The following is a 22611-nucleotide window of genomic DNA, read 5'->3' as shown; positions in this document are numbered from 1 at the left end:
TATCTATTTATTTTTATCCTTTTTTTTGATAAAATCACCAAGTGTAGTTTGTCACTAATACAAACGGGTGGGCGAGGGATAAATTTAATAAGGATACAACATGAAGAAATTAAACTTGGAAGCGTTTTTTCATTTTTCCGACTATGGAACGAATGGAAAACGTGAAATCCTTGCTGGAGTCGTCGGCTATTTTACGATAGTCTATATTCTCATCGTGAATTCCCTGATATTATCGGAAGCGGGCATACCGATTAATGGTGCAGTGATTGCCACGATTCTTTTATCTGCCTTAAGCTGTATGATGATAGGGCTTTGGGCGAATGTCCCAATCCTTCTGGTTCCAGGAATGGGCGTAAATGCACTTTTTGCTTATACCATGGTTCAAGGAATGGGTCTATCTTGGCAATCGGCGCTTGGTGCTGTATTTATCTCAGGGGTTATTTTTGTAGTCATCGCTTTCACAAAATACTCTAAGATAATCAGTGATTCAATTCCAAGTTCAATAAAAGAAGCCATATCTGTTGGTCTTGGCTTATTCTTGATGCTAATTGGACTCGAAAAGGGCGGGATAATCACGGGAGGTTCATCCTCTATCGTCGCACTTGGAGATTTAAGCGATCCTGCGGTGTGTGCGACAGTGTTGACCTTTTTACTGGCCATTACGCTATTCATCAAGAATGTCCCCGGTAACTTCATGATTACCATCCTGGCAGGGAGCCTCATTGCCTATTTGTTCGGGACTGTTCAACTATCGGAAATCCATTTTTCAGGCATAGACACAGCTTCCTACGGTAGTCTCTTCTTTTCATTATCGTTCATGGAAGCGGACCGGATCGAATTCTGGATAAGTGTATTTGCGATGACGATGGTTCTTGTTTTTGAAAATATTGGTCTTGTACACGGGCATGTAGACAGTATCAACCGCCAGGGTGCCTATAAAAAGTCGCTGCAGGCGACAAGTGTTTCCGTTCTGATTTCAGGCATATTCGGTTCAAGTCCTACGGTTGCAACCGTTGAAACGGCAGCTGGAATCGCATCAGGAGGCAGAACTGGTTTTACTTCAGTGGTGACGGGTTTTCTATTCATTCTATCACTGCTATTTATACCGGTGATTAAAGTGATCCCTGATAGCGCCATTGCCCCCATTTTAATTATTATTGGCATTTTGATGCTTGGAAACATAAAAAAGCTGGATTTCAGCGATTTAACCGAGAGCATACCGGCAATCATGATAATCACGATCATTCCATTCACTTACAGTATTGCTGATGGAATGGCATTCGGTTTCATCCTGTACCCGTTCTTGAAGCTTGTAACCGGAAAAGCGAGAGAAGTGTCAGCACCTATGTATGTGAGTGCCGGAATGTTTATCGTCTATTTCATCATCGGTATAATCGGTTAATATTTAGGAAGAGCGGTTGGAATGAGTCATTTCTCATTCCAACCGCTCTTTATTGTGTTTTTTTAGAAGGGAAAATTGGATTTATTATGATTTACTCGATGACACATCCGTCCTGAAAATGCTATGATATAGAATATTAAAAAATGATAAATGACTAGCAGCATATTAGAGGATGTGACAGGATGATTATTGAAGGTTTAAAAAGCCATGGTTCAGGTAATGATTTCTTAATCATTGATGAATTGACTACGACCTTGACGTTTACTGAAGAAGAGCGAAAAAATTTCGCGAAGGCCCTATGCAATAGGGAAAAGCTTGGCGCGGACGGAATCTTGTTTGTAATGAAAAGTGAACATGCTGATGCAAGGATGCGTGTCTTTAATGCGGATGGATCGGAAGCCTCGATGTGTGGCAATGGACTTCGCTGTGTTGCACGTTACGCGAACGACGTTCTAGGGCTCGATAAAATGATCGTTGAAACCATGAAGGCAAATTTACTCGTGGAGAAAACGGAAGACATTTATGAGGGCATTCCGACATTCAAGGTGGAAATTTCCCCTGTAAGTTTTAATGTGACGGATCTTCCTCTCGTTATAGCGAAAGAACAGTTGCAAAACGAACCATTGCCGGAACTTCATGATACCCTATTATTTTCGGCTTTGGCGGTTCCTAATCCACATTTAATCACGCTCGTCGATAGTGATATTTTACAAAGTGATTTGCAGGAAGACCTTTCAACAAAGGTCAATCAACCGAATGAGCTTTTCCCTGATGGCGTCAATGTCAGCTTTGTGAAAGAGTTGGAACCAGGGAGCATTTACGTGCGGACATTTGAACGGGGAGTGGGCTTCACGAATGCTTGTGGAACGGCGATGTCGGCTTCAAGCCTAGTAACATGCTCTGTTGGATTAAACGCGTTGGAAAGTGAAATATCTGTCTACAATAACGGCGGAAAAGTTAAATGCGTCGTGCATCATGATGAAGAAAGCCAAAAGTATTCAATTGATTTAATTGGGAACGCAACCTATGAATTCAAGGTATCGATTGAAATAGACTTAGATCAGCCTGAAAAATTTGTCATGCTTGAAAAACAGGATTTTGAATCGGAAACAAGCCTGTATGCCAAGCTGCAGGATGAAGTTCAAAGTTATTTGAAAACGACATTATAAAGAAAAGGACCAACCAGGAGTTGGTTACAGACTGTAGACAAACTCGAAGAAAAGCGAGTGTGCCTGCAGTTTTTTTTATTTAAAAAACGTTCCAGTCATTTTCAGAAATCCGCGCCCTTTCCGCCTACTGTATCAGGGTTGGGAATGAGACCATTCCCAACCCCTTTTTGCCGACAAAAGGGTTTCTATCTGAGTTTTTTAAACAAAGCTGATTGGAATGGAAGGTATGAGATTCCTGCAGGGAAAGCGGGTCTAAGGGAGACCCTAGAGGCGCACCCTACTTTCCAATCAACGTTCCATTTTACACTCCTTCAAAAAAAGACCAACTAGTTGTTGGTCTTTTTTTGTTTTAGGAATGATAATACTTCCAAAAAGGCCGGGCCATTATCGACAAGCCTGTAATCCATAAATGCACATCCGTTCCTTTTGATTCTGTTTGGTATGGTTTCAATCGTATAGTCCTTTAACTGGAGACTTTCGTCAACTTCCTCCCAAAACAAAGGTGTAGCCACACCCGCGAAAGAATTTCCCCGTGGGGAATAAGGTTGAATGATGGTTTTTCCTTCACTATGCTGCACAAAGTCCAAGTAAAGTCGGTCATGCCGATTTATTTTCATTCTTTCCGTTGTAAAATCATTTGGGTTGGAACTTGTTAAGTAGTCACCGAGAAAATCGGTGAATATGCGTGTCTCCTGATAAGTAAATCTGTCATCAGGCAGAGGGATGTGAATTTGCAGTCCTTTGTTACCTGAAGTTTTTACAAAAGCTTTTATCCTTAAAGAGTCCATCACCTTTTTTATTTCCTGTGCGGCCTTTATAGCCAAGGAGAAAAATTCGATGGAAGGGGGATCTAAGTCCAGGACGATTTCATTGGGTCTTGTTTTTCCAGCTTTCTGAAATGGGGCATGGAATTCCAATGCCAGTTGATTTCCAAACCAAAGTAGCGTTTCAATATCGTTACACAGCATATACTCAATATCATCATCCATGAACGTTTTAATAAAGGCCGGCGCATAATCAGGCTTGTTTTTCTGGAAAAATCTTTCTTTATCCATAGTGCCATGAGGATAGCGAATAGTCGTAAGCTGTTTATCCTTCAAGAAGGGTAAGAAGAAAGCTGAAACCTCCCGTAAATAATGAAGGTATTCAACTTTTACCACCTGTTTTCCACCGGTTATCCAAAGTGGTTTATCCTTGGAGGTTATTTGTACAGTATCTGGAAATGTGTATTGGCCTATGACGAATTTCTCCCAGGTACATTCATCGGGGGTTGTTTGTAAAAGCCATTGCGAAAACTGGGGTTCACGCAATTCATTTTCCTCATAAACGTGTAAGAATTGAACTTCGATGCAAATGGATGGATGTATATAAAAAAATTGTGCATCTTCGTCTGATGCATTTTGCTTGATCAGTTCATGCAATATCCCTTTATCTTGAGCACTCAGTCCATTTTTAACACTTCCGATTTTCGTTACGGCACCTTCTTTGAAAACTGCGAGGGAAACGTAACCATTTTCTTTGTGCAATGCTGTAATGAAACAAGAAACGGTCTTCCAATTTTTCACCTTAATCCAAGATGTAGAACGTTTTCCTTCTTGCCAAGTTCCCCGAATTTCCTTGGCGACAACTCCTTCGCCATCGAATAGGATGACCTTTTTCAAGGCATCATCCAAAACGTCAAAACTTTCTATTAATTGGATCAAAGCCTTATCGGTGGAGTCAGGAGGCATAGGAAAGCCAAGTTCTTCACCCATATTCATCATGAATCTCCTTCGTTCTTCCATAGGATTAGCTGCTATGTCTTTTCCGCTGATGCGAAGCAGGTCAAACGCTATAAACCGGCATGGGGAAAAATGAGCTTTTTCTGAAATTAAGGATTGTTTCCCAAGGCGTCCACGCCACTGTATTTGAAAAAAGTCCGCTTTTGCTTGATTGGTAAGCCAGACCAATTCACCGTCCAACTGCAGTGGTAGGTAATCTTCCAGGTCCAGATCTTTGATGTAAGCAATGATTTCTGGGAATAAGGGTGATAACTCCTTCTCATTTCGACTCGAGATGCTTATCGTATCGGAGTCTATCGTTAAAATTGCCCTAAAGCCGTCATATTTGATTTCATAACGCCAATCCTTGGAGTTAGGGGCTTCAGGGTAATAGGTTGGCAGCATCGGTTTCATCTTGTAATTACCTCCGCAAATAATTGATAACATTATTTTGCCAAAAAAACGAAGTGTTAGAGTTGGCAATTGTTTTTTCGGTTTTTTTTTAACAAAGGGGAATAATAAAATTGATCTTCTCTTTAAAAATAAGTTATGAGGTGACGAATATGCATACGATGTGGAAGGGGAGCATATCATTCGGTTTGGTGAACATTCCGATCAAACTTCATGCTGCAACGGAAGATAAGGATATATCTTTAAGGACGTTGCATAAGGAGTGTCATTCACCGATTAAATACGAAAAGATGTGTCCGGTTTGCCAAAAAGAAGTGGGAAAGGACGATATAGTCCGCGCTTTTGAATATACAAAGGGAAAGTTTGTTGTATTGGAAGACAGTGAACTAGAACAGCTAAAAAAACAAAATGAAGAAAAAGCAGTGGAAATCGTGGATTTCGTTAAAATTGAAGAAATAGATCCCATTTATTTCAACCGGAGTTATTACATGTCTCCTAATGACGGTGGGATAAAAGCTTATTCCCTTTTGAGGCAGGCCCTAAAAGAATCGAATAAGGTTGGGTTAGCGAAAATCATCATTCGCTCAAAAGAACAAATGGCGGTAATCCGAGTTGTTGATAATACCTTGGTGATGGAAACGATTCATTATCCGGATGAAGTTCGCTCCACAGCGGATGTGCCGAATATCCCTGCCAACGATACCATTGTAAAAAAGGAAATCGATACGGCTGTGTTATTGATAGATCAATTAACGACTACTTTCGATCCGACAAAATATAACGATGACTATCGAACCGCTTTACTTGATTTGATTGAATCGAAGAAAACGGGACAAACGACGATTACAGCCAAAACAAAAGAGCCAGTTTCCAACAATGTAACCGATTTAATGGAGGCTTTACAGGCATCCATTGACCGAACGAAACATGATGAACCGGAAAAGAAAAAGACTACCCGAAAGAAAGCGGCACCGAAAAAAAAGAAACAAGCATAAACAGGAAGCTGAGCGGAAGACGTGTGATGTCGCTCGGCTTTCTGCTTGTTTTAGCAAGGGGGTTTGCCTTCTAATAAGGTAATGAAAGTGACTTAACAGGGAGAGGATTACATATGGAAGGAAGTACAAATAGGTAAGTGGATCACGATGTAAGGAACTGAATGGAATTAAAAGAAATGATGGATGGAAATGAAGGCAAAAAAATTCGCTCCCTAAAGAGCGACAATGAGGAATTCAATCGTGAAAATCAACATATAGGCGAACGGTTGTAGTTTTCGACTATATATTGTGTTCATATTCTACCATATTTAATTCTGAAATAGCAACAAAATTACTGAAACTAACCTATGAATTTTTCTGGAAATCAATGATATTTCGCCAACTTGGTGCTTTTGCCCTTCTAATCTGCTATATTCCCATAAAAACTACAGAACAAAATGGATTTTTAGTATAATTTATACATATAGGATGATATAAATTAAATAAGAATGGAAGATGTAAAATGGAAAATGGAAAAATCGAATCCCTTCATGCCGGAAAGCCCAAACAGGAAAATTTTTCGAATATCGATATCTTTTCAGCGATGGATAAACAAGCAGTGGATGACGTGATAGTAACTAAATCAGGCATAATGGGTGATGGGGTAGGTAATGTAAAGTTCCATGGAGGTCCTGATCGGGCTTTGTGTTTTTACCCCTTTGAGCATTACTCATTATGGAATGAAAGATTCGCTAAAAAGCTAGATATCCCTGCATTCGGTGAAAATTTAACTGTAGCGGGGATGAGGGAAGAAACAACGTATATCGGTGATATTTATCAAATAGGCGAAGTGATTGTTCAAATTAATCAGGGGAGGATCCCTTGCTCGACCATTTCTCACTTCAATCAAGAACCTAAGTTTTTGGAATTCGTGCTGAAAACGAGTTACACTGGTTATTTTGCAAAAGTCATTCAGGAAGGAACGATAAAGAAACAAAACGAAATCGTGCTAATAGATCGTTTGCAAGAAAAAATTTCGGTTCATTATGCAACAGAGGTGATCCTGCATAACCGAGATGGGCTGGAAGGCTCAAACGCGTTACTTACACTAGACTCGTTAGCGGAAGACTGGAAACAAAGGATAGTGAAGAGAGTTCAAGCTGCAAAAGAGTGATTGAATTTTGCAAAAGTGAAAAAAATGACGATCAGGTATTGAAATTGACAGATTATTAATGTAAATTAAATATAATCAAATTTTGAAATCTTGTGAAAATTATATAATTGGATCTTATCGAGAGAGGTGGAGGGACTGGCCCGAAGAAACCTCAGCAACCAGCTTAGGCAAAGGTGCTAAATCCAGCAAGCAGAGCTTGATAGATGAGGAGAATGTTTCAAAAGACCTTCTTCTTTGAGAAGGTTTTTTTTCTTTTCTCTCATACTCATATAAAACGACAAAAACAGGATTGTTTTTGAGAGAGGGTGTAATTATGAATTTTCGTAAAGAATTGAAAGAAAGAATGCTGGTTGGAGAAGGGGCAATGGGGACCTTACTGTACTCTTATGGCATCGATCAATGTTATGAGGAATTAAACTGCACGAACCCAGATCAAATAGAGTCCATTCACCGTGCCTATTTGCAAGCTGGTGCAGATATCCTTCAATCTAATACATATGGGGCCAATTTCAATAAATTGAAACGGCATGGACTTGAAGATGAAGTAAGCAGAATCAATCGCCAGGGAGTCATCCTTGCTAAAAAAGCGGCAAAAGGAAAGGCATATGTCTTCGGTACCATAGGGGCACAGCGGAGTATCAGGAAATCGGATTTAAGTATGGAAGAGATAAAGCGAGGTTTTCGTGAACAGCTATACAGTCTGTTGATGGAAAACCCGGATGGGATTCTCTTGGAAACATTTTATGACCTGGAAGAGCTGGAAACCGTTTTGCAAATCGTTAAAAATGAAACTGGACTGCCGATCATCGCAAATGTTTCGATGCATGAACTGGGAAATCTTCAAAATGGAATCCATTTAAATGAAGCCTTTCAAAAACTCGAGCAATTGGGTGCCGATGTTGTTGGGGTGAATTGCCGACTCGGTCCACATCATATGATTCGGGCCTTGGAAGAGGTGAGTTTGCCAAAGCAAGCGTCGATTGCCATTTACCCAAATGCCAGCCTTCCCGATTATGTGGATGGAAGGCTTGTCTATAAAGCTGTGCCGGAATATTTCGGCTCAAGTGCCCTAGACCTTCGTGAGCAAGGTGCCGGGATCATAGGAGGGTGCTGTGGAACGACTCCCCTGCATATTCAAGCTGTAAAGAATGCGATTGGAAGTTTGGCTCCAGTAAAAGAGAAATATACGAAAGCCCGTGAAATAGAAATAATTGAAGTGAACGATAGAGAATTGGAACTCCCTCTGTACGAAAAGGCCAAAACAGAAAGGACGATTCTTGTTGAACTTGATCCTCCGAAAAAGTTGGGAATAGAGAGTTTCATGACTGGTGCCGAGGTTTTGAAAAAAGCAGGGGTCGATTCCATTACCTTGGCGGATAATTCACTTGCTTCACCAAGGATATCGAATGATGCACTGGCTAACTTGCTGAAGAACCAATTGAATGTAAAGCCGATGGTGCATATAACATGCCGGGATCGAAATTTAATTGGCCTGCAGTCACATTTAATGGGCCTGCAGACGGTTGGGCTGGACGAATTATTGATCATCACCGGAGATCCCTCTAAAATTGGGGACTTCCCGGGAGCCACTTCGGTTTATGATTTATCGTCGTTTGACCTAATAAGCATGGTCAAACAATTTAATGAAGGTCTATCCTATTCCGGTCAGAGTTTGGGCCAGCGGGCTAATTTTAAAATTGCCGCCGCTTTTAATCCCAATGTAAAATATTTGGATAAAGCCGTACAGAGAATGGAAAAGAAGATTGCCTGCGGTGCCCAATCCTTTTTGACACAGCCAATTTATTCAGTTGAGCAGATTGAAGAAGTTTATGAAGCTACAAAACATTTAGAAACCCCGGTTTTCGTCGGTATCATGCCATTGACAAGCACACGGAATGCCGAATTCATCCATAATGAGATCCCGGGCATCAAATTGCCAGATAATGTAAGGAGGGCCATGGCTTTAGCGGGGGATGACCCTGTAAAGTCAAGAATTGAAGGGGTGAATATCGCGCGCGAGCTAGTCGACGCGGCAAGGGAAAAATTCAAGGGCATATATTTAATCACTCCGTTCCTTCGCTATGAAATGACAGCGGAACTTACGAAATATATTAGAAAAGTCGATAGTAAACATACATCAGAGGTGGCAGTACATGAATAAAAAAGCGATTCAAGATCAGTTGGATACTAAGATTCTCCTGCTCGATGGAGCGATGGGAACCATGCTTCAAGCGGAGAATTTAACAGCAGAGGACTTTGGCGGGGAACAATTCGAGGGTTGCAACGAGTATTTATCACTGACACAACCGGAAATCATCCAATCCATCCATGAAAAATATTTAGCAGCAGGTGCTGATATCATTGAAACAAATACCTTCGGAGCGACTAGCATCGTTCTTGAGGAATACCAAATAAGCACGATTGCCTACGAGCTTAATAAAATTTCAGCTGAGCTTGCCGTTAAAGCATGTGAAAAATATTCAAATGATAATTGGCCAAGATATGTAGCTGGCTCGATGGGGCCTACCACAAAAACGCTATCCGTAACAGGTGGAACGACTTTTGATATTTTAACCGATTCTTATGAAGAACAGGCACTCGGTCTTTTGGATGGCGGGGTAGACTTGTTATTGGTGGAAACCTGTCAGGATATGCTTAATGTCAAGGCAGCCTTTTCTGGAATAAAAGCAGCCTTCGCTAAATCAGGAAAAGATGTGCCTGTCATCATATCAGGTACGATCGAACCGATGGGGACGACACTTGCTGGCCAGTCGATAGAAGCTTTCTATTTATCGGTTGAACATATGAAGCCCATGGCAGTCGGCCTGAATTGTGCAACAGGGCCGGAATTCATGATAGACCATATCAGGACACTTGCAGATATAGCCAATAGCGCAATCAGTTGTTACCCGAATGCCGGGCTCCCGGATGAAGAGGGTCACTATCATGAGTCACCGACTTCACTTGCAGAGAAAATGAAGCAATTTGCCGAAAAGGGATGGGTCAATATCATTGGGGGTTGTTGTGGTACTACGCCAGAACATATTAAAGAACTTGTCAGGGTCCTTGAAGGCATTCAGCCCCGTACAATATCCGAATCAGCCCATGGGCATGCCGTATCAGGCATAGAGCCACTCATTTATGATGATTCAATGCGTCCTTTATTCGTAGGTGAGAGAACGAATGTTATCGGATCTCGAAAATTCAAGGAGCTGATTCGTGGAAAACATTACGAGCCAGCTGCCGAAATTGCACGTGCCCAGGTAAAAAAAGGCGCCCATGTCATTGATATCTGTCTTGCTGACCCTGATGGGGATGAGCTTGGTGATATGAAGGAGTTCGTAGAAGAGGTCGTCAAAAAAGTGAAAGTCCCATTGGTCATCGATACTACAGATGAAGCCGTACTTGAACAAGCATTAAAACATTCACAAGGAAAATCCATCATTAATTCCATTAACCTTGAAGATGGTGAAGAGCGCTTTGAAAAAATAGTGCCATTCGTCCATCAATATGGTGCTGCCGTTGTCGTAGGAACCATTGATGAAATTGGGATGGCCGTCGATGCTGAGCGCAAATTGGAAGTGGCTACACGTTCTGTTGATTTGCTCGTAAATAAGTATGGACTAAACAAAAGTGACATCATTTTTGATCCGCTGGTTTTTCCTGTAGGTACGGGTGATGAACAATATATCGGTTCTGCTTTAGAAACGGTGAAGGGAATTAAGGCAATCAAAGAAAAGTTTCCGGAATGCTTAACGATACTTGGCATATCGAATGTTTCATTCGGACTGCCAGCACGTGGAAGGGAAATTCTAAATGCCGTTTTCCTCTACCATTGTACAAAAGCAGGTCTCGATTATGCTATCGTGAATACGGAAAAGCTTGAACGTTTCGCTCTGATACCGGAAGACGAAGTGAAATTGGCTGAGGCACTCCTGTTTGAAACCTCTACAGAAACTTTAGCGATCTTTACCGAGTTTTATCGTGGGAAAAAAGCGGAGAAGAAGGATAATGGTGTGATCCTGCCATTGGACGAACGATTAGGTAACTATATTATCGAAGGTACGAAAGAAGGATTGATTGATGATTTAAATAAAGCAATTGAACGCGGTGACCGCCCATTGGAAATCATCAATGGACCATTGATGGATGGAATGAGTGAAGTGGGTCGGTTATTTAATGACAACCAACTTATTGTCGCAGAAGTGCTTCAGAGTGCTGAAGCAATGAAGGCGGCTGTATCTCACCTTGAACCACTAATGGAAAACTCTGAAGATAGCGCCAAGAAAGGAAAGATCCTTTTAGCGACTGTCAAGGGAGATGTACATGATATCGGGAAAAACCTAGTGGATATCATACTGTCTAATAATGGCTATGAAGTCATTGATTTGGGTATCAAGGTCGCACCGCAACAAATCATTGAAGAGGTTCGAAAACATGAGCCAACCATAATTGGACTATCTGGATTACTTGTTAAATCAGCACAGCAAATGGTGTTAACTGCACAGGATTTAAGACAAGCGGGAATAGATACCCCTATTTTAGTGGGAGGGGCTGCTCTATCCCGTAAATTCACCGATTTTAAAATATCACCTGAATATGGAGGTCCGGTTTTATATTCCAAAGACGCGATGGATGGGTTGGCTGTTACGAATATTTTACATGACACTGACAAAAAAGTGGTCTACTTAGAAGAGTTAGTCCAGAAACGGGAAAAATCGAAAGCCAATGCCGCCATTGCTGCCACGATGGAAAAACCTGTTCGGAAGCAGTCCACAGCTGCTCCATTGAGTGATGTACCTGTTAAAGAACCGCGTGATATCATGCGTCACGTTCTGAAAAACTATCCATTGGATGTCATCCAGCCGTACATTAATAGACAAATGCTGATTGGACATCATTTGGGGCTAAAAGGTAAAGTTGCCGAATTGCTTAAGGAAGGCAATGAAAAAGCGGTGCAGCTGAATGCCCTCGTTGATGAATTGATCGAATTCTTAAAGACGGAACCGGACTACGGCTTGAATGCGATTTATCAATTTTTCCCTGCTCAAAGTGAAGGGGACAAGCTATTGGTTTACAACCCGGATAATCATAACGAGGTTTTGGAAACTTTTGAATTTCCTCGGCAAGATACGAATCCGCATCTTTGTTTAGCGGACTTCGCGAAACCGGTCTCCTCCGGGAAAATGGATTATGTTGGTTTCTTCCTTGTTACAGCCGGAAAAGGGATCAGGAAATGGGCAGAAAAACTAAAGCTTGAAGGTGATTTCTTGAAAAATCACGCCCTTCAATCGCTTGCTCTAGAAACAGCTGAAGGGTTTGCGGAAAGAATTCATCAATTAATGCGTGATGATTTAGGAATAAGCGATCCGATTGAAATGTCTATGAAAGAGCGGTTTGCCGCTAAGTACACCGGGCAAAGATTTTCATTTGGTTATCCAGCTTGTCCAAATCTGGAAGATCAGGAGAAACTATTCCGCTTGTTACAACCTCAAGATATTGGCGTTGAATTGACTGAAGGATGCATGATGGAACCTGAGGCTTCCGTATCAGCGATCGTTTTTGCACATCCTGAAGCTCGTTACTTTAATGTAGATCGATAAGCATATGGATAAGGCAGCGGTATTTTTTACCGCTGCCTTATTGCGCATGAAACCCCTTAATTGGTATATCTTAATGGTCAAAAGGAAGGGGATGCAACACCTATGAAGAATCTGCTTAAATTATTTCTTTCCATGACGATTTCTCTCATTATTATTTTGTTCGTGATGGATGTACAGTCCATTCAAGTACATGCAATGGTTCCCGAAGAGATGATACCGCTCCTAAAAAGTAAGGAAAATCAGAAAATCGCTTATTTGACTTTCGATGATGGACCATCTTTGAATACCATGGAGATATTGGATATTTTGGACCGCTACCATGTTAAGGCCACATTTTTCGTTAAAGGTAACGAAGAACCATACGCAAAGGAATGTTATCAGGAAATGGTTTCCCGCGGTCATGCGATTGGCCTTCATTCCTATACACATGATTATTCCATCGTTTATCGATCGACAGAGAGTTTCTTTCAAGATCTGAATAGGCTTGAAACCATGCTGCAAAAGGAGTTTGGGATAAAAAGCCGAATTGTACGCCTTCCTGGCGGCTCCAATAATCGACTTCGGCATCAGGCTGCAACTAAACCCATCATCAATGGAATCCTTCAACAACTAATGGAAAAAGGGTATATATACTTTGATTGGACCATTGATTCTACAGATGGCATCAGTCCATCAATAAGTGAACAACAAATCATTTCTTCCGTACAAAAAGGGACGAAAGATCAAAAGCATGTTAATATCTTATTGCATGATATCAATAGTATGAAAAATACAGTGAAAGCATTGCCTGATATAATTGAATTCCTTAAAAAAGAAGGGTATACCTTTGATACTATTGATGAGACAACCCCCAAAATACAATTTAATTGATGAACACATTGTTTATGTATAGTAAATTAAGGTATAGGGATAAGATATTACATTGCGAAAGGATTTATCGTTTCTATGATGCCATCATTGTTTTTATCACATGGAACGCCACTATTAGCTTTGGAAAAGAATACCTACACTTCTTTTTTGAAGGATTATATTAAAGCTATGGAAAAACCTGCTGCCATCGTTATTTTGTCAGCACATTGGGAAAGTGAAGATCAGATGATTTCTGCAGTAGGTAAGCATGAAGTCATTTATGATTTTGCAGGATATCCTGAAGATATATTTCAGATAACATATCCTGCTCCCGGATGCCTTGAGCTGTCCGATCGAATTTTAACCCTATTGTCCAAGATAGGTGTATTGGGGGAACTAGATGAAAGGCGCCCCCTAGACCATGGGGCATGGGGGCTTTTGCACATCATGTATCCCGAAGCTGACATCCCGATCGTATCCATGTCCATTAGTCCTGCCCTGCCATTGGACAAGCAGTATGAAATCGGGAGAACATTGAGGGAATTAAAGGAAAGTAATGTACTGATAATCGGGAGCGGTGGAATTGTCCATAATTTCACCTATATTCAGAAGGATATGCATGTTGCAGAAGGATGGGCAATCAACTTTGAGAACTGGGTGGAAGAGAAAATCATCAAATGGGATTTGAAATCTTTGTTTAATTATGAAAAAATCGCTCCCTATAGCAGAGATGCTGTGCCCTCCAAAGAGCATTTCATTCCATTAGTCATCGCAATGGGGTCAGGAGATGACAAAAAAAAAGCAGCTCTCCTGCACAGGAGCTTTCAATATGGCAATCTGAGTTTAACAGCTTGGAAGTTTGATTGAGCTGAAAGGGTTTTCAAACTAGTTAAATTTACCTGAAAAATAATCATTATACAAAAATACAAAAATCTTTTTTTAGCAAAAAAAGGACTTAAATGAGCAAAAAAGTCAATTAAAAGCGTATTTTGACGAATTAAACAGAAATATAGTTTAAAAAAGGTTGCATAAAGTGGTTTAACCTTTGGATATTTCGACAAAAACATGTTAATATAACATCTGAAAACGTTTTATCCTTTAAAATTTTATTATTCGATAACCAAAGTTATTTATTATATATCTTATATATATCATATATTTGGGGAAAATTTAGAAGAAAGAAATTTGGGGATGGATAAAACGAAATGAAAAAAATTATGAGAAAAATTTGGGGGTTTACAAAATGACCATCAATGATTCTAAGGTATACGACCAATGGAAAGCTTTTTCAGGTCCAAACCTTGGGTATGTCATGGAGCAATACGATTTATTTCTAGCCAACCCGGAAGAAGTGGATCCGGAACTGAAAAACTTTTTTGAAGTAGCAGGTCCTCCTTCATTCGATGTATCGGCAGAAACAACTGAAAGTGCACCAACTGTACAAACTGGAGAAGTTCTTCCAATGAAGAAAATTATGTCTGCAGTAAAGTTAGCTGAAAACATCCGTGCATACGGACATCTTGCTTCAAATATTTATCCTTTAAAAGAAGAAGCTCAAGACACGGAACAAATTCACTTTGAAAAATATGGATTGACTGCAGATGATTTAAGGAAAATACCGGCTGACTTTATTTGTCCAGAATCACCTGAAGACGTGAAAGACGGATACGAAGCCGTTCAATACCTAAAACAACTCTATACAAAAACGATAGCCTTTGAATTTCACCATGTTAATGACTTGGAAGAAAAGCAATGGCTTACTGATATGGTCGAATCCGGAAACATGTTCCCGGAAGTGGCTAAAGAGAAAAAAGAACTATTACTTAAACGATTGAATGAAGTTGAAGGTTTCGAGAAATTCCTTCACCGCACATATGTAGGTCAAAAGCGTTTCTCTATTGAAGGACTGGATGCTTTGGTTCCGATATTAGATGAAATGATTTCACAAACTGTTCAAAATGGAACGGGGAATGTGAATATTGCAATGGCTCACCGAGGACGTTTGAATGTGCTTGCACATGTATTAGGAAAGCCTTATGAGGTAATTTTCTCTGAATTCCAACATTCACCAAATAAAGATTTGGTTCCTTCCGAAGGTTCAACAGGCATTAACAATGGATGGACTGGCGATGTTAAATACCATTTAGGTCTGGATAAACAGATTACTAAAGCTAACATACAAAAAGCAAGGATTACACTTGCCAATAACCCAAGTCACTTGGAAGTAGTCGGTCCAATCGTGGAAGGGTATTCTCGTGCGGCGCAAGAAGACCGTTCAGAAAAAGGATTCCCGGTTCAAGACATTTCCAAATCTCTTGCAATCCTGATTCATGGTGATGCAGCATTCCCAGGTGAAGGCATTGTACCGGAAACGTTTAACTTAAGCCGTTTACGCGGTTATCAAGTTGGCGGCGCTATCCATATCATCGCCAATAACATGATCGGTTTTACAACGGAAAGTGAAGATTCACGTTCAACCTTATATGCTAGTGATTTAGCAAAAGGCTTTGAAGTGCCGATCGTGCATGTGAATGCAGATGATCCAGAGGCATGTATGGCTGCTGTTAACCTTGCTAACCTATATCGTGAAAAATACAACAAGGATTTCTTGATCGACCTGATCGGTTACAGACGTTTCGGCCATAACGAAATGGATGAGCCATTGGTGACTCAACCTGAAATGTATGCATTAATCCATAAGCACCCAACCGTTAAAGAGCTTTATGGAAAAAAATTGATTCAATCTGGCGAGTTCACTGAAGCTGAAGTTAAAGCAATTGCTGAACAAGTGGATACAAGGCTTGCAGATGCATATGCGAAAATTTCCGGAAATAAACCGGAAGCTTCTAAAGAATGTAATCCCCCTGGGATTATTGAAAAAGGACTTCCAGCCATTGAAACGGCAGTTCCGAAACAAGAACTGGTTTCAATTAACGAAGAACTTGTTAAGTGGCCGGAAGGATTCACTCCTAATAAAAAATTAGGAAAGATTTTATCACGTCGCTTGGATTCCTTTGGTGCAGACGGAAAAGTTGATTGGGCTCATGCTGAGACACTTGCATTTGCATCCATATTGAGTGACGGTACTCCAATCCGTTTGACAGGACAAGATTCAGAACGTGGAACATTCGCACAGCGTAATATCATGTTACATGACAGTGTTAACGGAAAAACATATTCACCACTTCACACACTTGATACTGCTAAAGCTTCATTCGCTGTTCATAACAGCCCGCTTACTGAAACGGCAGTTCTTGCTTATGAATATGGTTATAATGTATTTGCACCTGAGACACTTGTATTATGGGAAGGACAATTCGGTGACTTCGCTAATACAGCACAAGTTATCTTTGACCAATTCATCGCTGCTGGCCGTGCGAAGTGGGGTCAAAAATCAGGTCTTGTCATGCTGCTTCCACACGGTTATGAAGGACAAGGACCAGAGCACTCAAGTGCACGTCTGGAACGTTTCCTTCAACTGGCGGCTGAAAACAACTGGACAGTTGCTAACTTAAGTTCGGCGGCTCAATACTTCCATATCCTTAGAAGACAAGCTAAGATTTTGGATCAAGAGCAAGTACGTCCGCTTGTCATCATGACACCGAAGAGTATGCTTCGAAATCAAGTGATGGCTTCAACAGCTGAAGAATTCAGTGAAGGCACTTTTGAACCATTTGTAGAAACCAAAGCTTTGGGCAAAAAACCTAAATCGGTTGAACGCATTGTTTTTGCTTCAGGTAAATTGGCGGTTGAACTTCGTGAAAAAGCGGCAACTGAAAAAAATACGGATTGGTTGCAAATCATCAGTGTCGAAGAAATTTATCCATTCCCGTTCACTGGTGTTCAAGAAGCTTTGAAAAAATATACAAATCTAAAAGAAATCTTCTGGGCTCAAGAAGAACCTAAGAACATGGGGGCTTGGACATTCGTTGAACCTCGCCTAAATGCAGCGGCTCCTGGTAATCTTTCAGTAACATATATAGGAAGGAAACGCAGATCAAGCCCGGCTGAGGGAGATCCACTTGTCCATAAAAATGAACAACAACGGATTATGACTCAAGCAATTACACGCAATAATGAGGGGGAGAAATAAAATGGCTGAAGTAAAAGTACCTGAATTAGCAGAATCAATTTCTGAAGGATCTATTGCGCAATGGTTAAAACAACCCGGTGATCACGTTGAAAAAGGAGAATATGTCCTTGAACTTGAAACGGATAAAGTAAACGTGGAAATCATTTCAGATTATACGGGTACACTTTCGGAACATTTAGCAGAAGAAGGCGATACTGTCCAAGTTGGACAGGCTATCGCTATCGTTGATGAAAATGGATCAGCTGCAGCAGCTCCAAAAGCGGAAGCTCCTAAGGCTGAAGAAGCTAAAGCAGAACCAGCTAAAGCAGAACCAGCATCTCCTGCTAAAGAGGCTCCTAAAGCTGAAACGAAAGAAGCATCATCCACTCAACAAGTTATTGCTTCACCAGCTGCAAGAAAATTGGCTCGTGAAAAAGGAATTGACTTGACTCAAGTGCCTGTAGCCGATCCACTAGGTCGTGTACGTGTACAAGACGTAGAAGCGGCAAGCAATGCACCTGTGGTACCTGCGGCAGCTCCAAAACAAGCTCCTGCAGCTAAACAAGCAGCAGCTCCTGTTGAAGTGAATGATGATCGCATTGAAGTGGTTAAGATGACGCGCCGTCGTCAAACCATTGCCAAACGTCTAGTTCAAGTACAATCCGAAGCAGCCATGCTTACTACTTTTAACGAAGTCGATCTTTCAGCAGTCATGGAATTGCGTAGCCGCCATAAAGATTCTTTCGTGAAAACAAATGATGTCAAACTTGGTTTCATGTCATTCTTCACTAAAGCGGTCATTGGCGCATTGAAAAAATATCCGTTACTGAATGCAGAAATAAAAGGCGACCATATCCTGAAAAAGAACTTTTATGATATCGGTGTTGCCGTATCCACAGATGAAGGTCTAGTCGTTCCGGTGGTAAGGGATGCTGACCGCAAAAGCTTTGCTGAAATCGAAAAGAACATTTCGGATTTAGCTGTTAAAGCGCGGAACAACAAACTAGGACTTTCGGATTTATCAGGTGGTACTTTCACCATCACAAACGGAGGGACTTTCGGTTCCCTATTATCTACACCAATCTTGAATGCCCCTCAAGTTGGTATCTTGGGCATGCATACAATTAAGACACGTCCAATCGCTGTTGGAGATCAAATCGAAAACAGACCAATGATGTACCTTGCATTATCTTATGATCACCGTATCGTTGACGGAAAAGAAGCGGTTGGTTTCTTAGTAGCTATCAAAGATATGCTGGAAGATCCAGAACAACTTTTACTTCAAGGATAATAATGATAAGAAAAACCCCATGTCAAATGACATGGGGTTTTTTTGTATGAAGAGGTTAAACTGAAAGGCATATTTTCATAGAACAAAAGATTGGGAGAAATGAAAAGTTTTTAATTCATTTATGAATGTTTTTGAAGGTATTTTTGAATGAATTTGAATATTTTTAAACGTTTGTGATTGATTATTCCTTCATTTTCATATATGATGATGATATTAAAGTGAGGTGGGCGGTTTGTTGACAACTGAAAGACATCAAATCATCTTATCGATTCTAAAAGAACAAGGAACGATAAAGCTGCAGGAGCTTGTAGATCAGTTTCAAGCCTCGGAGTCGACCATTCGGAGAGATTTAGTGCAACTCGAAGAAATGAAGCTCTTGAAACGCGTGCATGGCGGGGCCTCTTTACTTCAAAGAAAAGGCCTTGAACCAACAACTATGGAAAAGCAAAACAAAGCGAAAGCCGAAAAACAACTTATAGCAAAGCTGGCGTCCTCATTCATAGAGAAAAATGATTGTATATATCTTGATGCAGGCACGACTACTGCAGAAATGATTCCTTTTTTAAAGGATAAAAATATAACGGTCCTGACAAATGGTCTAATGCATATTCCAAAACTTATCGAATTGGAAATCAAAACAGTGTTAGTGGGCGGAACGATAAAATTCTCGACAAATGCTGTTATAGGAAGCAATGCTGTGCAATTTTTGAATGAATACCGTTTTGATAAATGTTTCTTGGGAATGAACGGCATCCACCAAGAACTGGGTTTCACAACACCCGATCCGGAAGAAGCACTACTGAAAAAGATGGCATTACGCCTGTCCAACGAAACCTACGTGCTTGCTGATAGTTCAAAATTGAATGAAGCCACTTTCGCAAAGGTTGCGGATGTAAGCGATGCCATAATCCTGACTGACAGCAATGATGAAGAGGCTGTTGCTCAACTCCATAAAAATCCAAAGGTAAAGGTCGTGACCATTTAATGATTTATACAGTGACACTCAACCCATCCATCGATTATCTGGTCGAGGTGGAGAGTTTTCAAATGGGCAAAGTGAATCGAACTAGTTATGATGCAAAATTCCCTGGTGGGAAAGGGATCAATGTTTCCCGAGTACTTAAAAGGCTAGGAAATAGTACGACAGCTTTAGGGTTCATCGGTGGACAAACAGGTGAATTCGTAAAAAGGTTTTTAAGGCAGGAAGAGATTTTCACAGACTTTACAGAGATAGCTGGAGATACAAGAATAAACATTAAATTGAAAACAGGGCTTGAGACCGAAATAAATAGCCAGGGGCCAGTCATTTCGAAAGGGAATTATCAACAATTATTTAGTCAGATTGAGCAGTTGAAAAATGATGATATTCTCATTTTGTCAGGAAGCATCCCTCCAAGTGTCCCTTCGGATGTATACGAGGCAATGGCAAAGTCTTGTTCTGATAACGGCATTAAAGTGGTAGTGGATACCAGTGGAAAGGAATTACTGAATGTCCTTCCACATCGGCCATTTTTGATAAAGCCTAATCACCATGAACTGGGTGCGCTTTTTTCTACCGAAATTAGAACGGTTGATGATGCTATCGAATATGGCGCTAAATTGGTTGAAGCAGGAGCACAAAACGTTATTGTTTCAATGGCAGGACAAGGTGCCGTGCTTTGCTCAGGCAGAGAGTCATATTCCGCAAATGTACCAAAAGGAAATGTCATCAACTCAGTTGGTGCCGGTGATTCCATGGTCGCAGGTTTCATCGGTACATATGAAAAGACAGCGGATATTCTATCTGCCTTCCGTTTCAGTCTTGCAGCAGGAAGTGCTACAGCCTTTTCATCCGATCTCGGTACATTGGATAAAATTGAAGAGTTATTACCGCAAATTGATATCAATCATCTAACAGGAGGCTGACTCTATGAAAATTACAGATTTATTAAAATTGGATACAATCATAATTAATCTAGAAAGTGTTACAAAGCAAGCAGTCATTGATGAACTGTCAGGGAAGTTAGCCGAGGCTGACAGGTTAAACGATGTGGAGGGTTTCAAAGCTGCCATCTTAAAACGTGAAGAACAAAGCACAACAGGGATTGGTGAAGGGATAGCCATCCCACACGCTAAAACAAATGCTGTGAAGATACCAGCCATCTGTTTCGGCAAATCGGTTAATGGTGTGGATTATGAATCGCTGGATGGGCAGCCATCTCATCTGTTCTTTATGATTGCAGCAAGTGAAGGAGCGAATGCGGATCACTTGGAAACCCTTTCCCGGCTTTCTTCATTACTGATGGATGATAAATTCAGAGCCCGACTGATTTCAGCTTCATCTGGTGAAGAAGTTTTAGATATAATCAATCAAAAAGAAATGGAAGCCGATGAAGAAGAAAGAGAAGAGCAGCAATCAAATAATGCTTCCATTGGTAACAGTAAAGGGAAAATCCTAGCCGTTACGGCTTGTCCTACAGGAATTGCCCATACTTATATGGCGGCAGATGCGTTAAAGGCTAAAGCGAAGGAAATGGGAATCGATTTCAAAGTGGAAACAAATGGTTCAACAGGAATAAAAAATGGTTTAACCGCGGCAGAAATTGATGAGGCGGATGCGATTATCGTTGCTGCGGATAAACAGGTGGAGATGGATCGTTTTAATGGAAAACATGTCATTATTGTCCCGGTTGCCCAGGGGATCCGGAAGACGGAGGAACTGTTAAACAGAGCCTTGAGTCAGGATGCACCTGTATACAAAGCAACAGGGAATGATAAAAGTGACGAAGGTGATTCATCAAAAGGAGGACTTGGGATTTACAAGCACTTGATGAATGGCGTAAGTAATATGCTTCCATTTGTCGTCGGTGGCGGAATATTGATTGCGCTTTCGTTCTTTTTTGGGATCGAGGCAGCCGATCCGGCAAATCCGGATTATAATCCCATTGCCAAAGCATTAAGTGATATTGGCGGGGGAACTAGTGGTGCCTTCTTCTTGCTTGTCCCTGTCCTTGCCGGATTCATTGCTTCAAGTATAGCCGACCGTCCAGGTTTTGCCCCTGGTATGGTAGGGGGATTATTGGCAGCACAGGCCAATGCCGGTTTTCTTGGCGGACTAATCGCCGGTTTCCTTGCAGGTTATGTAGTCTTACTATTAAGAAAGTTGTTTTCCAAGTTACCGCACACACTCGATGGCATTAAACCAGTTTTACTATATCCTGTATTCGGTATGTTAATTACAGGATTGATCATGATATTTCTAGTAAATGAACCAGTAACCGCAATAAACATGGGCCTGACCAATTGGCTGCAGGGGTTATCAGGCACGAACGCAATATTCCTTGGGTTGATCCTTGGGGGTATGATGGCTGTGGATATGGGCGGACCTCTAAATAAGGCAGCATTCACCTTCGGGATTGCAGCCATTGAGGCATCAAGTTTCGGACCGCATGCTGCAGTAATGGCTGGTGGAATGGTTCCTCCTTTGGGAATCGCATTTGCAACTACATTCTTTAAAAGTAAATTCAGTGAAATGGAAAGAAAATCAGGGTTCACTAATTACTTCATGGGTGCTTCATTCATTACAGAGGGAGCCATTCCTTTTGCGGCGGCGGATCCATTACGCGTTATCGTCAGCAGTGTTGTAGGGGCAGCGACAGCAGGAGCCCTGTCAATGGCTTTTAGTGTAACTCTGCCAGCACCGCATGGAGGGATTTTTGTCATCCCCCTTGTCAACCATCCTTTTCGCTATTTGCTGGCCATTTTAATAGGGTCCCTCATTACCGCATTAATATTGGGGTTCTGGAAAAAGAAGCAGATATAAAAAACAGAATGCGGTTCCCATTACATTGGATCCGCATTCTGTTTGTAGACAAAAAGGTTTCGGAATGGTCTCATTCCGAAACCTTTTTGATTTTTTATTTTATT

At 41.0% G+C, this 22611-nt stretch carries 14 protein-coding genes and 1 riboswitch; of the genes, 13 read left to right on the top strand and 1 reads right to left on the bottom strand.

Annotation, left to right across the window (positions count from 1 at the left end; genetic code table 11):
* The first annotated feature begins 100 nt into the window (after window positions 1-100).
* Complete coding sequence (locus QUF78_RS15575) at window positions 101-1402, top strand: NCS2 family permease (RefSeq protein ID WP_289325377.1); 1302 nt, start codon at window positions 101-103, stop codon at window positions 1400-1402.
* A gap of 182 nt (window positions 1403-1584) precedes the next feature.
* Window positions 1585-2571, top strand: a complete 987-nt coding sequence (gene dapF, locus QUF78_RS15570) for a diaminopimelate epimerase (protein WP_289325376.1) — start codon at window positions 1585-1587, stop codon at window positions 2569-2571.
* Between the two features lie 326 nt (window positions 2572-2897).
* Here dapF and ligD read toward each other — a convergent pair whose 3' ends face one another.
* Entirely contained in the window at window positions 2898-4745 is a 1848-nt protein-coding gene (gene ligD, locus QUF78_RS15565) for a DNA ligase D (protein ID WP_289325375.1), read from the bottom strand.
* 149 nt (window positions 4746-4894) lie between these two features.
* Here ligD and ku point away from each other — a divergent pair, with 149 nt between their 5' ends.
* The 11 genes from ku (at window position 4895) to QUF78_RS15510 (ending at window position 22507) form a co-directional block, all read left to right on the top strand.
* Complete coding sequence (gene ku / locus QUF78_RS15560) at window positions 4895-5737, top strand: non-homologous end joining protein Ku (protein WP_289325374.1); 843 nt, start codon at window positions 4895-4897, stop codon at window positions 5735-5737.
* Between the two features lie 502 nt (window positions 5738-6239).
* Window positions 6240-6890, top strand: coding sequence for an MOSC domain-containing protein (locus tag QUF78_RS15555; protein ID WP_289316088.1), 651 nt, complete (start codon window positions 6240-6242; stop codon window positions 6888-6890).
* A 111-nt stretch (window positions 6891-7001) separates the two neighbouring features.
* Window positions 7002-7100: riboswitch (SAM riboswitch) on the top strand.
* Window positions 7101-7203: 103 nt separating this feature from the next.
* Window positions 7204-9051 carry a bifunctional homocysteine S-methyltransferase/methylenetetrahydrofolate reductase gene (locus tag QUF78_RS15550; RefSeq protein ID WP_289325373.1) on the top strand — a complete coding sequence of 616 codons (1848 nt, stop codon included), beginning with the start codon at window positions 7204-7206 and terminating at the stop codon, window positions 9049-9051.
* Window positions 9044-12493: a methionine synthase gene (gene metH, locus QUF78_RS15545; protein WP_289325372.1), complete on the top strand. Its 3450-nt coding sequence runs from the start codon at window positions 9044-9046 to the stop codon at window positions 12491-12493. Before QUF78_RS15550 ends, metH begins: the two co-directional genes overlap by 8 nt.
* A gap of 102 nt (window positions 12494-12595) precedes the next feature.
* Window positions 12596-13363 (top strand): polysaccharide deacetylase family protein, encoded by a 768-nt coding sequence (locus tag QUF78_RS15540; RefSeq protein ID WP_289325371.1) that lies wholly within the window; start codon window positions 12596-12598, stop codon window positions 13361-13363.
* Window positions 13364-13441: 78 nt separating this feature from the next.
* The gene (locus tag QUF78_RS15535; RefSeq protein ID WP_289325370.1) at window positions 13442-14209 is read left to right on the top strand and encodes a dioxygenase family protein; all 768 of its coding nucleotides are present in this window, start codon (window positions 13442-13444) and stop codon (window positions 14207-14209) included.
* Window positions 14210-14585: 376 nt separating this feature from the next.
* Window positions 14586-17435, top strand: coding sequence for a 2-oxoglutarate dehydrogenase E1 component (locus QUF78_RS15530; RefSeq protein ID WP_289325369.1), 2850 nt, complete (start codon window positions 14586-14588; stop codon window positions 17433-17435).
* 1 nt (window position 17436) lies between these two features.
* The gene (odhB, locus tag QUF78_RS15525; RefSeq protein ID WP_289316094.1) at window positions 17437-18705 is read left to right on the top strand and encodes a 2-oxoglutarate dehydrogenase complex dihydrolipoyllysine-residue succinyltransferase; all 1269 of its coding nucleotides are present in this window, start codon (window positions 17437-17439) and stop codon (window positions 18703-18705) included.
* Window positions 18706-18937: 232 nt separating this feature from the next.
* Complete coding sequence (locus QUF78_RS15520; protein ID WP_289325368.1) at window positions 18938-19690, top strand: DeoR/GlpR family DNA-binding transcription regulator; 753 nt, start codon at window positions 18938-18940, stop codon at window positions 19688-19690.
* Window positions 19690-20610, top strand: coding sequence for a 1-phosphofructokinase (gene pfkB / locus QUF78_RS15515; RefSeq protein ID WP_289325367.1), 921 nt, complete (start codon window positions 19690-19692; stop codon window positions 20608-20610). Before QUF78_RS15520 ends, pfkB begins: the two co-directional genes overlap by 1 nt.
* 4 nt (window positions 20611-20614) lie before the next feature.
* Window positions 20615-22507 carry a PTS fructose transporter subunit IIABC gene (locus tag QUF78_RS15510; RefSeq protein WP_289325366.1) on the top strand — a complete coding sequence of 631 codons (1893 nt, stop codon included), beginning with the start codon at window positions 20615-20617 and terminating at the stop codon, window positions 22505-22507.
* Window positions 22508-22611 lie beyond the last annotated feature (104 nt).

The organism is Peribacillus sp. ACCC06369 (genome assembly GCF_030348945.1).
Classification (GTDB): domain Bacteria; phylum Bacillota; class Bacilli; order Bacillales; family DSM-1321; genus Peribacillus.
The sequence above is the reverse complement of the archived record's forward strand: the minus strand, read 5'-3'. Positions and strand labels throughout refer to the sequence as shown.

Bases quoted from the DNA above. Each gene is read 5' to 3' on its own strand.
- QUF78_RS15555 (WP_289316088.1), top strand. From the start codon at position 6,240: ATGGAAAATGGAAAAATCGAATCCCTTCATGCCGGAAAGCCCAAACAG.
- metH (WP_289325372.1), top strand. From the start codon at position 9,044: ATGAATAAAAAAGCGATTCAAGATCAGTTGGATACTAAGATTCTCCTG.
- QUF78_RS15575 (WP_289325377.1), top strand. From the start codon at position 101: ATGAAGAAATTAAACTTGGAAGCGTTTTTTCATTTTTCCGACTATGGA.
- QUF78_RS15530 (WP_289325369.1), top strand. From the start codon at position 14,586: ATGACCATCAATGATTCTAAGGTATACGACCAATGGAAAGCTTTTTCA.
- QUF78_RS15550 (WP_289325373.1), top strand. From the start codon at position 7,204: ATGAATTTTCGTAAAGAATTGAAAGAAAGAATGCTGGTTGGAGAAGGG.
- dapF (WP_289325376.1), top strand. From the start codon at position 1,585: ATGATTATTGAAGGTTTAAAAAGCCATGGTTCAGGTAATGATTTCTTA.
- ligD (WP_289325375.1), bottom strand. From the start codon at position 4,745: ATGAAACCGATGCTGCCAACCTATTACCCTGAAGCCCCTAACTCCAAG.
- odhB (WP_289316094.1), top strand. From the start codon at position 17,437: ATGGCTGAAGTAAAAGTACCTGAATTAGCAGAATCAATTTCTGAAGGA.
- QUF78_RS15510 (WP_289325366.1), top strand. From the start codon at position 20,615: ATGAAAATTACAGATTTATTAAAATTGGATACAATCATAATTAATCTA.
- QUF78_RS15540 (WP_289325371.1), top strand. From the start codon at position 12,596: ATGAAGAATCTGCTTAAATTATTTCTTTCCATGACGATTTCTCTCATT.
- ku (WP_289325374.1), top strand. From the start codon at position 4,895: ATGCATACGATGTGGAAGGGGAGCATATCATTCGGTTTGGTGAACATT.
- QUF78_RS15535 (WP_289325370.1), top strand. From the start codon at position 13,442: ATGCCATCATTGTTTTTATCACATGGAACGCCACTATTAGCTTTGGAA.
- pfkB (WP_289325367.1), top strand. From the start codon at position 19,690: ATGATTTATACAGTGACACTCAACCCATCCATCGATTATCTGGTCGAG.